General features: G+C 61.3%; 10 protein-coding genes. 5 read left to right on the top strand and 5 right to left on the bottom strand.

The window, feature by feature from the left end:
* Positions 1 to 16: 16 nt before the first annotated feature.
* Positions 17 to 1,117, bottom strand: coding sequence for a PAS domain-containing protein (locus IH881_06220; protein MCH7867276.1), 1,101 nt, complete (start codon positions 1,115 to 1,117; stop codon positions 17 to 19).
* A 227-nt stretch (positions 1,118 to 1,344) separates the two neighbouring features.
* Between IH881_06220 and IH881_06225 the strand changes: the two genes are divergently transcribed.
* The 3 genes from IH881_06225 (at position 1,345) to IH881_06235 (ending at position 4,418) form a co-directional block, all read left to right on the top strand.
* Positions 1,345 to 2,625 carry a molybdopterin molybdotransferase MoeA gene (locus IH881_06225; protein MCH7867277.1) on the top strand — a complete coding sequence of 427 codons (1,281 nt, stop codon included), beginning with the start codon at positions 1,345 to 1,347 and terminating at the stop codon, positions 2,623 to 2,625.
* Positions 2,625 to 3,200 (top strand): hypothetical protein, encoded by a 576-nt coding sequence (locus IH881_06230; protein ID MCH7867278.1) that lies wholly within the window; start codon positions 2,625 to 2,627, stop codon positions 3,198 to 3,200. Before IH881_06225 ends, IH881_06230 begins: the two co-directional genes overlap by 1 nt.
* A gap of 87 nt (positions 3,201 to 3,287) precedes the next feature.
* The gene (locus IH881_06235; protein MCH7867279.1) at positions 3,288 to 4,418 is read left to right on the top strand and encodes an LptF/LptG family permease; all 1,131 of its coding nucleotides are present in this window, start codon (positions 3,288 to 3,290) and stop codon (positions 4,416 to 4,418) included.
* Between the two features lie 205 nt (positions 4,419 to 4,623).
* Here IH881_06235 and IH881_06240 read toward each other — a convergent pair whose 3' ends face one another.
* The 3 genes from IH881_06240 to IH881_06250 all read right to left on the bottom strand — a co-directional run bounded on the left by IH881_06240 (position 4,624) and on the right by IH881_06250 (position 9,051).
* Complete coding sequence (locus IH881_06240) at positions 4,624 to 5,604, bottom strand: tyrosine-protein phosphatase (GenBank protein MCH7867280.1); 981 nt, start codon at positions 5,602 to 5,604, stop codon at positions 4,624 to 4,626.
* Between the two features lie 85 nt (positions 5,605 to 5,689).
* Complete coding sequence (locus tag IH881_06245; protein MCH7867281.1) at positions 5,690 to 6,148, bottom strand: adenylyltransferase/cytidyltransferase family protein; 459 nt, start codon at positions 6,146 to 6,148, stop codon at positions 5,690 to 5,692.
* An 86-nt stretch (positions 6,149 to 6,234) separates the two neighbouring features.
* Positions 6,235 to 9,051 carry a hypothetical protein gene (locus IH881_06250; protein MCH7867282.1) on the bottom strand — a complete coding sequence of 939 codons (2,817 nt, stop codon included), beginning with the start codon at positions 9,049 to 9,051 and terminating at the stop codon, positions 6,235 to 6,237.
* A 375-nt stretch (positions 9,052 to 9,426) separates the two neighbouring features.
* On the opposite strand from IH881_06250, the gene IH881_06255 reads away from it, so the two are divergent.
* Both IH881_06255 and ptsP read left to right on the top strand, forming a co-directional pair.
* Positions 9,427 to 9,675, top strand: a complete 249-nt coding sequence (locus tag IH881_06255; GenBank protein ID MCH7867283.1) for a helix-turn-helix transcriptional regulator — start codon at positions 9,427 to 9,429, stop codon at positions 9,673 to 9,675.
* 112 nt (positions 9,676 to 9,787) lie between these two features.
* Positions 9,788 to 12,130: a phosphoenolpyruvate--protein phosphotransferase gene (gene ptsP, locus IH881_06260; protein MCH7867284.1), complete on the top strand. Its 2,343-nt coding sequence runs from the start codon at positions 9,788 to 9,790 to the stop codon at positions 12,128 to 12,130.
* A 24-nt stretch (positions 12,131 to 12,154) separates the two neighbouring features.
* Here the strand turns inward: ptsP and IH881_06265 are convergent, their stop codons facing one another.
* A complete protein-coding gene (locus tag IH881_06265; protein ID MCH7867285.1) occupies positions 12,155 to 13,030 on the bottom strand; it encodes an FHA domain-containing protein in 876 nt (291 codons plus the stop codon).
* Between the last annotated feature and the right edge of the window lie 59 nt (positions 13,031 to 13,089).

A 13,089-nucleotide genomic window follows, 5' to 3' on the forward strand; every position in this document is an offset into this window, starting at 1 on the left:
TGACTCTCTTTGCGGGTCAGGCCTGGGCCTGATCCTTGGGAACGGCCAGGGGAAGGTTCACGCGAATCTCCGCCCCTTCGCCTTGGGGGCTCGCGATGTTGAGGGTGCCGTGATGTCGGGTGACCCAATGTCTGGAGACTGCCAGGCCCAGCCCCGTGCCACTGTTGCGCGTGGTAAAGAATGGTGTCGCGAGACGGTCGAGGATCTCGGGTGAGATGCCACACCCGTTGTCGCTGAATACGACTTGAACCGTGGGGATGCTGGCCAGGTCCTGTCCGGGGAGTCGCTCATCGAGGGTCATGCGTGTTTCGATCTGCAGTCGGCCCGTTCCAGCGCTCATCGCCTGCATCGCGTTGCGCACCAGGTTCAGGAACACCTGCCGCAATCGGTCGGCATCGGCCACCATCTCGGGAATCGAAGGGTCGTAGACTCTGTCGATCAACATTCCATCGGAGAGCGAGTCCATGCGCACCAGGTCGATCACCGAATCGAGTACCTGATGCAAATTCATGGGTGCCAACAACAACTCGTCCTCGCGAGCGAACACCATGAATTTTTCGACCAGCTCGCTTATGCGATCCACCTCACCCACAATCAGCGAGGCCGCGCGTTTTGTACGATCGTCTTCGGACCAGCGCTCGATCAATTCGGCCGCGCCGCGAATTCCGCCGAGCGGGTTCTTGACTTCGTGTGCAATGCCCGCAGCCAGCAAGCCGTACGAGGCGAGCTGTTCTTGTTGGTTGACGATCTCGCGCAGGGAGTTGGCGACGGTGCGGTCGCGGATCATCACCACCGCGCCATTGAGTTCGCTGTCTCGCTCGCCGTCGAACAGCGGAGATACCGAGATGTCGACGACCAGATTGGGTCCCGTTCGCCGCTCGAATTCCACCTCGTCTTCGACGAATGGCTGGCCCGTCTCGGCGACTCGGCGCGCCAGTCTCACGATTGCGAATCGAGGGCCCACCAGACGGTCGATGGGAGCGCCGCGGATGTTCTCCGCCGACAGTCCAAAAATGCGACAGGCCTCATCATTGACATCTTCGACGCAGCCCTGATCGTCGATCAGGAGAATCCCATCGAGAATGGCGTCCAGAACGCTCTTTAATTCGCGCGCCACTCGTTCGCTACTCCGCGGTGTTCTGCAAACCCCTGAATAATCAGCGCGATTCAGGCTCCTGCCGTGTCAACAGCCAGCGCGGGCTCGGTGTTGCGGGCAAGTCCGGGCGGGGCGGGCGAGAGAATTTGCGACTCTCCCGGGCCCGGTGGATGCTGGGCGATTCTGAGCCGCGAGACTGATTGCCTAATTTTTAGGCAGATTAGCGTTCTCGCCCGGAGGTGCCAGGTTTGGCTACGTTTCGGCCCATGCAACGAGATCTGACGGTCGCTGAGGCACAAGACTGCATTCTGGCGGCTGTTTTGCCCCTTCCGGCAGAAACACTGGCTGTCGCGGAGTCGCGCGGCCGAGTTCTGGCTGAGGACGTCCTGTCGGGTCGGGTCCTACCTCCGAGCGACTGCTCTGCGATGGACGGCTACGCGGTCCACAGCGCTGCCTGTCGTGACGCCAGCGAGTCCGATCCGGTTGTGCTCCCAGTCGTGTTCGAAGTCGCGGCGGGAGCAGTGGCGGATTGTCCGCTCGAGCGGACTGACGCCGCTCGGATTTTTACCGGTGCTCCGATCCCTTCCGGCGCTGACGCCGTGATCATGCAGGAGCACGTCAAGGTCGAGGGTGGATTCATTCGAATCTCGGCTCCGGTCGACTCCGACAATCACATACGCCTGGCGGGTGAAGAGCTGCAGGTTGGCGACCGGGTGCTGACTGCAGGGAGCGAGCTGCGCGCGCCCACAATCGGTCTGCTGGCCTCGCTTGGCCGCTCGGTGATCTCGGTCATTCGCAGGCCCCGGGTTGCGATTCTTTCCAGCGGTGACGAACTCGTCGAGCCCGACGGCCAGATCGATGGGGGGCGCATCGTTTCGTCTAACTCGTACACGCTTTCGGCGCTGTGCCGGGAAGTCGGGGCCGAACCGATCTACCTCGGCATTTCTCGCGATCGTCCAGAAGATCTCGAAGCCCATATCCGCGCGGGACTTTCGGCCGACTGCATCGTGACCTCCGCGGGAGTTTCGGTGGGCGATCACGATCACGTCAAAGACGTACTCGCGAAACTCGGCTGCGAGATTTCTTTCTGGGGCGTGAAGATGAAGCCCGGCCATCCCATGGTCTTCGGACGCTTTCCGGCCGGGGGACCTTTCATGTTTGGCCTGCCCGGGAATCCCGTATCCGCGGCGGTCACCTTCGAACAATTCGTGCGTCCGGCACTGCGCAAGCTGATGGGGTTCGAAAACTGTTTTCGCCCGACCCTGCGCGCGCGCCTGCGCACACCGCTCCACAAGCGCCCGGGTCGCCTGACCTTCATCCGGGTCGAGCTCGAACGCGATGGCGACGAGATCTGGGCCTCGAGTACCGGCAATCAAAGTTCGGGGGTCTTTCGGTCCATGACCGAGGCCCAGGGGTTGTTGATCTTCCCGGGGCCCGCGAGCGATCTCGCCTTCGGAGACGAGGTGACGGTGCAGATCGTCGACGAGGGATTCTTCTCCGGAAACGAACGCGGCTTCGAGGGCGTTTGATGGCTGCGGGGTCTCGGGCTCAACCGGTTGGTCAACTCGCCAATGTGTCGGCCGCTCTGATCGTGCCGATCGGCAACCATGAGCGGATTCTGGTCCAGCGCATGACCGAATCCGCGCTGCTGCTCCAGCGCCTGTTCGAGGACGTGGTTTTGATTGGAGACATGGGAGTCGAGTCCGGGGAAAATGAGACCGTCGGCATCGTGGGTCGCGTTCTCGAACGCGATCACATCTCACAATCGAAACTTGCGGATCTCGCTCTTGCGCTCGAAGCGGCCCGGGAGGAGCGGATGCTGGTACTGGCGGCGGACAGCGATTTTGTGACCGCCGAACTCTTGCTCGGGCTGACGGCCTGGCCCGAACACGAATGCGTTGCGCCCCGAATCGGCGGAGCGCTGCGACCTCTCTGCGCTCTCTACCAGCGAGACGTTACACTGGGTGCTTTGCGCGAAAGCCTCGAGCGTGAGGAGTCGGATCTGTCCGCATTCTTGAATCAGCTCGATTGCGGAGTTATCGAGGGTGACGACCTCGCAACCTTGCTCGTACCGCCCGCTTCAGTTTCGGCTCCGGTCTCGTAGCGGATTCGCCTCTGGGTCCTTTGGCTGCGAGTCATGCCAGTCGTAAACCCTCTCGCTCGGGGGGCAAGTCGACGATACGATGCTGCGATGCGGGTCTCACGCATTCTGTCATTTTATTTTGTGCGAGAAGTCGTCCTGTACGGCGGTCTGAGTTTCCTCGCTCTCACCATGATCTTGCTGACACAAAACGTCCTGCGTCGCCTGGAAGATCTGGTCGCTGTCGGGGCCACGATTTCCGATTCGATGGATGTGTTGGCTTGTCTGCTTCCACTTCTCACGGCCTACACCCTGCCGATCGCCTTTCTGTTCGGTGTCATCATTGCGGTCAGTCGTATGTCTTCAGAAGGAGAGATCACCGCGATGGGGACCTCGGGGCTGGGGCTCTTGTCGTTGTTGGTGCCAGCGCTGGCCCTCGCCGTGGTGATCACGGGAATTTCGGCATACGTGATGATCGGAGTCGAATACAAGGCCCATCGACAACTCCGTGTGCTGGCCGAAACCCTGGCCGCGCGGGGGGGAATGCTCGAACCCGGAGAGTTTCGCGGTCTGGCTGGACGCACACTTTTTGTGCAACACCGCGATCGCGAGAACAACCTGCGCGGGGTGATGATTTCGGATCGCACCGACCCGAAGCACGCCTTCGTGATCTTTTCGGAGTCCGGGCGCTTCTCCTACGACCAAGACAAGCAACTATTCAAGTTGGGACTTCGGGATGGAACGATTCATCTCGAGCAAAAAGAAACACAACCCATCCGCGCGCAAATCATATCCTTTGAGAGCCTCGACTATGCGTTTGATGTTCGAGACCTGATGACGAGCCTGACGGCGGCAGTTCGTCCCCGACAGATGAGTATTGCCGAACTCGAGAATGTCGTGCGTCGGGCGCGAGCAGGCAGCAGCCTCGGCGATCTTCATCAGCGAGACCCGATCGAATACGAACTCGAGATGCACCGGCGCTTCGCGCTTCCGTTGGCGCCAGTCGTCTTTGCGTTGATTGCGGTGCCCATGGCATTGGGCGGGGTTGCGAGTTCGCGCTCCCGCGGCGCGTTGATCAGCCTGACCCTCGCCTTTGCGTACTACGGCCTGTTCTCCCAAGCACGTTTCCTCGCTCTGGGCGGTTGGGTGGGGGCCAACCTTGCCCTGTGGATTCCGAACATGGTCTTTCTGGTGGTGGCCGTCGCGCTGGCGATCCGCACCCGATATGCGATCTCGAATTAGCCATGCAGCGAAACGGTTCTCTTGAGAAATCTCGTCAAGAGCAGCGCCTTCCCTGCCAGCGGCACCGTCTGGTCTTCCCATTGCTGGCCCGCTCTTGACAGAGTCGGGTGAGTTCATCGCCATGCAACAGGGATTCGGACTCGTTCGCTCGAAATCCATCACCGTGGCCATCAGTGTGGAGACCTATCGCCCGATTATCGAGCGGCTAATGAATCGTGATGGTGTGACGCGAAATCTGCGAACCCATGTCCGCAAAGAAGTGTTCCTCGAATTCATCGACCAGGTCGGCGGCGAACTCATACGATCCCGGCGCGCCGAGATCGTAAATGCCCGCGGTGACCACGGTGGTGGCGAGGAGTTCGGCGCGATTGCAGAAACGCCGCTCCCTTAATTTACCGCCCCCGGGTTCGAGGGAACGCAGGCGCAAGGACAGGCGAACGCCCTGGCCCGGGGCACAGTTCATCGGGATGGGCTGATTGCTCCGGTTTGTCACGCTGATGCGCAGGGAGAACGGTTCACCCGCGCGAAGCGTTTCGGGCACAGAGGAAAATTCGAGATCGGCTTCGTAGTAGTACGCGACGTACTCGGTTCTCACCCAGCTCCGGAAACGCTCTGCGGTATGGGATAGCTCTTCGCTCGCCAGCCAATCTCGATAGCTCGCGAGAAACCCGGGCAAATCAGAACCCAGCAACGAACCCGGATAGCCAAACTTGAGCGAGAACTGTTCATTTGCGCGGTCGAGGCCCTGGCCCTCGAGTAGCAGGGCGATCGCCGCCGCGAGACCACTGCGGTCGGTACCGCCGCGGCAGTGGATCAGCAGCGGTCGCGTCGCCGTGTCGAGGCTCGAGATGAGTTGCTCGACTTCCGCAGGGCTGGGCCAGCGTCGGGCACTCAAGCGTACGTATTTCACATCGAGTCGGGCAGCATCGGCCACCCCCGCGTATGCGCCGGATGTCGTCTCTGTCGGGCTTTTCCCCTTCAGATTGATCAGGGAACGCAGGCCGATCGATTCGATCCAGCGCGCTAGAGACGCTGGCGTTGGCTCGGCCGAGCGATAAATCTGGCCTGGAATCACGGTGTGCAGATTTCCGCGAAACAAATAGTTGCCGAACTGGAAAATCACGAGCGCCGCAAGTGTCAATACTCCTGGGACGAGCGCGATCTTCTGCACGAGTTTGCGGTTCATCTTGGATGTATCGGCAGGCTTCGAGTCCGACTACACAAACAACGCCAACAACACAACCAACGAAAACTGAACCCGAGAGCGGAACTCAGGACCGCAGGCTATTGATCAGGCTCGTGGTACGGACGCCGAGAATTTCTCGCAAGCGAACCACGCGCCCACCCGTGTTTGCAACTTCGCGAGCGCCGACAATATCGTCGAGGGCCCAGTCGCCCCCTTTTGCGAGTACGTCCGGGCGAAGTGCTTTGATCAGCGCCAGCGGCGTGGCGGCGGAAAAGATCACAACCCAGTCGACGCTCGCGAGGCCGGCGATCATTTCGGCTCGCTGTCGCGCGGGAACCAACGGGCGGCCCTTGCCCTTGAGCTTGCGAACGCTCGCGTCGCTGTTGATGGCGACGACAAGACGATTTCCCAGCCCCCGGGCCTGTTCGAGGCTCCGCAGGTGCCCGATGTGGAGCAGGTCGAAGCAGCCGTTGGTAAAAACCACGTCTTCGCCCCGGCGCTGGGCTCTGCGGATCTCTTTTTCCGCCGCAGCGCGCGAGAGGATCTTGCTGCGGGCGGAGCGACTTCGAGAGTCTCCGTTGCGGGTGGCACGGCTCACGGCTGCAGTCTCCGAGGTGAAGCGCGCACCGGCTACGGCGCGGGTTGGGTGTGTTCCGGATTGCTCTGCGGTTCCTGTCTCTGTTTTTGATCCTGTCCTTGGCCCCGTCCTTGGCCTTGCAGTGCCTCTCGAATTGCGGCAAACGGCGCTTTCAAAATGTCGGGTAGCGGAGCGCCTTCGGTGAGCGACTTCATCGGCATCGCTTCGAGCACCGGCTCGTCTAGCGTACCACTCACCGCGAAGAACGCGCCGAATAGTCCGCGCTCCTTGCCGCCGGGAATCAAACTGCCGATCAGGGGAACCTTCCCGAGCAGGAGATCGATCTGGCGAAACAAGAAGATACCAATCTCTGCCTCGACCTCGCGTCCGGGTTTTGCAAAGTCGAAGCGGCCCGAGAGAAATACGCGCAGAGGGCCATCGAGTTTGATTTCGTCGGTCGCAATGGTGCCGCGTTGGAAATTAACCGTGGTGTCAATGGTCTCGTACACCAGTACATCGCTGGCGCGACCGGGACTCAGCCCTTCGATGACGTGGGCCAGTGCCGAGACGAGGGGGATGCTCTGGCGAATTTCACCATCGTGTCCCGCGATCTTGATCTGTCCCTCGACGTTGGCGAAAACGGGTTGTCCCAGCGCGATCGGTCCCCCGAGCGTGCCGGTAACGTCGAGACTTCCTGTGGCGAAGTCTTCGGGAAAGCCGACCGCCGCGAGTAGCCGGCCGGCCTGGCCGTCGCGAATCTTGAAGTTGGTTTCGAAGTCGAGTTGATCTGCGCGTGCGAGAGAAAGCCGGAAGTTTCCCTCGACCTGGCCATATGGAACCAGCTGTCCGCGTATTTCGTCGAGTTCGAGGTTGTCCCCGATCAAAGAAAATACCGCTTGGGTCTCGCCTACTGGCCAGTGCTTCCCGTGAAGTCCAGCCACCGAGAACCTGCCCGCAGCCCAGGAACCGGGGGAGGGAACCCGGTCCCGTGACGCGGGCGACGGAGAATCGCTCTCGCCGGTCGCGGGCCAGACTTTGAGATAAGCATCGACCGTGGGATTGGGATCGCGGGTCAGCAGGACATCGCCGCTGAGTTGTGCGCCCCCCCAAGTGCCCCGGACAAAGTGGAAGCTCTGCCCACCTTCGTGTAGAACCGCCTCGACCTTGGCGTTGCGCAGCGGCCAGATCAGTGCGGTGTGTTCCACGAAGTCGATGTCGATGTCAATTTCGATGGGTTCGCCCGACGCGATTTGGGGTTCAGCTTCATCCGTCCCCACGCGTGCGAAGAGCTGATCGAGCAATGAAAGGCCGCGCAGCCCCGCGCTCGAGACCCGGTCTTCGTCGTAGGGGTCGAGGTCGTTGATCAAGGCGGGGAAGCCTTCGAGGGTCAGGTTCACTTCTGGGATGGGGACGCCATTTCGCCGGGCCCGAGACCTTCGGATCTTGATCTGGTCGCGAGTCCAGGTCGCGGTGCCGGCGAGATCTGTCAGGCGTTCGTAGGCCCCGAGCTGGATCGTGACCCCGGCGACCTCGACGGACATCGAAAGACCGGTGGGCAGGTTCATCCGCTCCCCCGCCAGGACGGCCTGCCAGACGGACAAGCGCTCGGTCCCACTGCCGCCGATACGAACAATGCGGCCCTCCTCGATCCGCGTGAGGGCGTGCAGCAGCGGTTTCCGTTCGCCCTCTGGCATCGCGTTTGCCACTCGTGCGAGGGCAGGGATACTCACGTCGTGAAAATAGACCGCGAAGTTTGCCGCAGAGGATCGCCGCAGGGGGCGCTCGATGTCCCCAGAGAATTCACCGCGGACGTTGGGTCCCCGCAACTCGGCCTCGCTGATTCGCAACCGGCCGGGATGGATCTCGATCCGGGCCCGAAGCTGAATGCGGGGAGATTCGAGATTCAGAATTTCGTTTCCGCGCATGATTCCGACGCTCAACCGGTCTGCCGCCCAGTCGATTTCCAACACACCGTGATCGGGCAGGGGAGTGTCGAAGCGCAAAACTCCGCTCAGCGTGCCGGCAAAGGCGCGTTCGACCCGCGTGGTGTCCCCCGCCTCCCGCGCGAGGCGCGCCGCCGGGATCTGGTCCTGGAAGTAGTCGCGGTAGCTCTCGAGTTCGAGTTTGGTGACAGCGACGCTCAAGTCCATACCGCCGTCGGCTCGTCGCTCGCCAAAGACTTCGATCGGAACCTGGTTTCGCGCCTCGTCCCGCAGCAGGCCCGCGAGTTCGATCTTCGCCCGATTGCCGATCCAATCGTGCTGGAGAGTTCCGTCGATCGAATCGATCCGGACCTGGAATGGCGCCTTTCCCTTGGCGCGCACATAGCGATCGGTCAGGCGAACGCTGCCTCCGATGATCTCGATCCGTTGCGCGATGATGGGGCTCTGCAGTAGCACGCGGGTGATTGCATCAATCACGCGAAAGACACTGAGCTTGCGCTCGAGATCGTCGGGGTCCCCGCCGTCGCTGCGGCGATCGATCGCGTTGATGGGATAGGGGCTCCAACGATCCGCGACGCTGCGCTCGATCTCCAGATGGATGCCGTCGAGAATGAGATCGCGGATTCGAAAGCGCCCCGTGAGCAGAGCAATGACATCGAGCCGAGCGGCCACGCGGTCGCTCGACAATCCCGGCCCGCTGGCGCTCGGGTAGACCCTCACGCCGCGGCCTTCGATCCACAGGCCCGAGCGGATGCGTAAATCGGCTCGATCGATCTCCACCCGGCCACGCATCAACTTGGCGAGCTGGTCTTCGGCTTCGCTGCGCAGGGCTTCCTGGCCGAGACTGGACGAAAGCGCGTAGCCGGTCGCCAAAGCAGCGAGAAACATCCCACAGATCAAACTGAGACGGACGAGTGCGGACTGCAACGGATCTCCCGGTGGACGTGGTGCAGATATATTTTCATGTGACGCAGTGAAGCTCGATGACTTTCAAGGGTGCTCGGGCGCAAGCTTGACCCGAAAATGGATGTTGTCGATCCCCTACGAGTTGCAGATCGAAGATATGCAAGTGAGGTTCAGTGATGCTCCGTTATAACGCGACTTTGGCACCCATCCCACGGTGCTGTAAGGCGTTGTGAACAGACCTTCCGCAGTTCGGCAGAAAAACACCTCGATCGCTGCAACCGATTATTTTTTCTAAAGAAATCCCCTGTTCTTTCGATATCTGGGGCGTGTTTAGCGATGCCTGTGCAGGAAAGTTTCGGGCATAAGAGGTCAGGGAGAGCGATTGTAATGGAAGCGATGAGCGGTCTTTCAACTCGCGGAAACCGTGTGCGAGAGTTGCGCGAGAACAAACTGATGACCCAGGCCCAGTTGGCCCGGAAGGCCCGCGTAGCGCTGCGGACGATTCACAGCGTAGAAAAGGGCATGAACTGTCGGATGGACACAAAACGCAAAATTCTGCTCGCGTTGGGACTTCGCTTCGAGGACAAGGATATGGTCTTTCCCCCCTTGCGGCGCGTCGTCGAAGAGATGCCCTCCACCCACTGATCGGTTGGCTGCTATCTTCGTCTGAACGAACCCGTGCAACGCGCACGGGGAACCGACAGCGGAGGCTGCCATTCCCGATCGAATCTCACTCCTCGCCGATGTCTCGGAGATCGTGTCTCGTTCACACGATCTCGACGAGACCTTGGCCAACGTCATCGATCTGGTCGCCAAGCGACTCGATGCAGACGTTTGTTCAATTTACCTGTGTGATGCGAATCTCCAGCACCTGACCCTGAGCGCGACCAACGGGCTCGAGCCGGGCAGCGTGCAGAAAGTGCGGCTGGCGATCGGCGAAGGGCTTGTGGGCCAGTGTGCGCAGCGTGGGACGCCCTTGGCGTCGGAACACGCCCGCGAAGATCCCAACTACCGTTATTTTCCCGAGACCGGTGAAGAACGATACGAATCGCTGCTCGCGGCCCCGCTGATCGTCCAAAGCGTGACCACGGGGGTGTTGGTCATCCAGACCCTCGAACCTCGCGGATTCGATCAGCGTGATGTCGAGTTGATGCAGACCTGTGCACAGCTGCTCGCACCGGTGGTCGTCAACGCGCAATTGCTCGCCATGGTGACGACCCACCCCGATCAGCGGGCCGAATTGATCGGTGCAGTGGGCGCTCAGCTGACACAGGACTCCCAGCAGCACCGTCGCGGCGAGCGACTCGAAACCAACGCGGAATTAAGGGGCATTGCCACCGCTCGCGGCGTGGCAATCGGCCCGATCTACCGCATGGAGGCTCCGGTCGATTTTGCTCACCTCGACTACGAGCCCAGCGAGAATCCCGAAGACGAGGCGAGCGACCTGATGAACGCGCTGGACGAGGCCCGGCGCGAGATCGACGAAATGCGCGTAGTCGTGGGTGAGCGCTTCGGCCCGGAGTTTGCGGCGGTTTTCTACACCCAGATGCAGATTCTCGAGGACGCGGGGTTCCTTCAACAGCTCAAGGACGCGGTGCGGAATCGAAACAACGCGTTTCGGGCCTTGACCGAAGTCCTGGATAACTACCGCGCCACCTTCGAGGCGATCGAGGATCCCTACTTCCGGGAGCGAGGCGCGGACGTCCAGGAAGTGGGGCGCCGGGTGATGGATCGCTTGCTCGGAGTTCGTCATCACCATACCCCGCTAGAGGACGGTGCGATCGTCGTGGTCGAGCAGATTCTTCCGGAACTGTTCGCACGGCTGGAAATGGACAAAGTTTCGGCCCTGGTCTCAGAGCACGGCGGTGCGACCTCACACGGCGCCATTTTTGCGCGCACCCTCGAGATCCCGGCGATTACCGGTGTTGGCGGAATCTTGCAAGAGGCCCGATCGGGGGAAATGGCGATCGTCGACGGAAGCGCCGGTCGCATCTATCTCTCGCCCGACGAAGCCCTGGTAAAGGAATACCAGAAAGCGAAGCGGGAATACGCGGTCGCGGTCGAGCACCTCGACGCATTGCGCGAGCGACCCGCCGAAACTCGGGACGGTCGGCGCATCGTTCTCAGCGCCAATATAGGTTTGATCAACGACCTGCGCTTGATCGACCAGCACGGCGCCGAGGGCGTGGGTTTGTTCCGCACGGAGCTGCTCGCCCTGGCACATCGCGGGTTCCCGAGTGAAGAGGAGCAGGAACAACTCTACGAGCGCGTCGTCAGTCAGATGGCGCCGCGCCCCGTCACGATTCGGACCCTCGATCTCGGCGGCGACAAGGGCATCCCCAACATTGGCCTCGAGCCCGAAGAGAACCCGCAACTCGGATGTCGCTCGATTCGTCTGATTCTCGACAACAAGCGAGCCTTCCGGGCGCAGCTGCGGGCAATCTTTCGCGCCAGTGCCCGAAAGACGGTGAAGTTGCTGCTGCCGATGATTTCGGGTGTGGGCGAATTGCGCGAAGCCCGCGCCGTCATTGACGAGGTGCGCGAGCAACTCGAACGGCGCGGCGAATCAATCGATCACGATTTGCCGGTGGGAATCATGATCGAGGTGCCCTCGGCCGCCTTGATCGCTCCAGCGCTCGCAAAGGAATGCGACTTCTTCAGCATCGGCACCAATGACTTGACCCAGTACACCCTCGCGGTCGACCGTGGCAACGAGCGCGTCGCCCATCTGTACAAATCGCTGCACCCGGCGGTGCTCTCGCTGATCGACATGACCGTGCGTGCGGCCAACGCTGCGGACATCCCCGTTGCGGTCTGCGGCGAGATGGCGACCAACCCGCTGGCCGTGCCGATCTTGATCGGCCTGGGCATCGGCGAGCTTTCCGGAGCGCCCGGAGCGGTGCCCATTGTCAAGGAAATCGTTCGCTCGTTGGATTCTCAGAGCGTCTGCGAAGACGCGCGCCGGGCACTTGCTTCCGAGAGCCCCGACGAGGTTGAAATCATCGCGGCTGAGCGACTGCGTCAGGCCGGGCTGCTCGAACATCCGGATCTTGGGGCGTGGCTGCGCTCGATCTTCGAGGAGCAACTGGGCGGCGTCTGACGCCCTGGTCGCTGTCTTTCTTCCTCACGGTCCTTCGATGGTTCTGAACCGGAAGATGCTGGTGCCGGTGTTTCCGAATTGCAGCATGTCTCCGTCCGCGATCGCGACCGGTTCGGTGATTGCCCGATCGTTGACGAATACCGGGTTGCGTTCGTTGAGGGGCGTGATCACGACTGACCCCTGCTCGCACGAAATCGCCGCATGCTCGCGCGAGACCTTGGCATCCAGGATCTGAATTTCACAGGTGTCGGAGCGGCCCAGGGTGCAGTTTCCGTTGAGCACGAGAAATACTTGATTTTTGGTCTCACCAAATATTCCAACCAATACCCCAGCCAGTTCGTTGGCCTCTGCTTTTTCCGGAATGACGTACTGGGTCTGGTCCGCGCTGCTGACGACCGCTGGCGCCGCGACGGATGCTGACTTGTGCTCGACCGGAATCGTAGACGGGAGGTGCGCGGCCGGCGGCGCTTGTGGTGGAGCGGCTGAAGGCGCAGCCACAGCGGCTGGCGGCGGAGCCGCGGGAGGTGCCGGCGACGGCGCAGCCATAGGCGCTACGGACGCTGCGGGCTTCTGAGGAACCGGTGCACTCGACGGCGGGGCGACGACTGTCTCTTTGATCTGGTCTTGCTGACGTTCCGGAATGGGAGCCGCTGGTGGTTGGACGGGCGCCCTCGGCATTGGCCGTTCCAGCGGTGGGGCGACCACGGTTTCGTCCTGTTGTTCACGATTTTGTTCACGATTTTGTTCACGATTCGAATGAAACGGAGAGTTCGCATTGCCGACTCCGACCTGAACCGTCTCCTCGCTGGTATCTCTGCGCGTTGCGGCCTTGTCTTTGGCGTCGCTGCGGTTCGAGTCTGACTTTCCCTTGATTCGATCAAATACGTTTTTGAAGCCCACGAGATCTACCCTCTTCGTCGATCGGTGCTTACGCGTCCCGTCCCGGCAGTATCGTTGAT

It is taken from the genome of Myxococcales bacterium, from assembly GCA_022563535.1.
Classification (GTDB): Bacteria; Myxococcota_A; UBA9160; order UBA9160; family UBA4427; genus DUBZ01.

Bases quoted from the DNA above. Each gene is read 5' to 3' on its own strand.
- IH881_06230 (MCH7867278.1), top strand. From the start codon at position 2,625: ATGGCTGCGGGGTCTCGGGCTCAACCGGTTGGTCAACTCGCCAATGTG.
- IH881_06240 (MCH7867280.1), bottom strand. From the start codon at position 5,604: ATGAACCGCAAACTCGTGCAGAAGATCGCGCTCGTCCCAGGAGTATTG.
- IH881_06255 (MCH7867283.1), top strand. From the start codon at position 9,427: ATGAGCGGTCTTTCAACTCGCGGAAACCGTGTGCGAGAGTTGCGCGAG.
- IH881_06235 (MCH7867279.1), top strand. From the start codon at position 3,288: ATGCGGGTCTCACGCATTCTGTCATTTTATTTTGTGCGAGAAGTCGTC.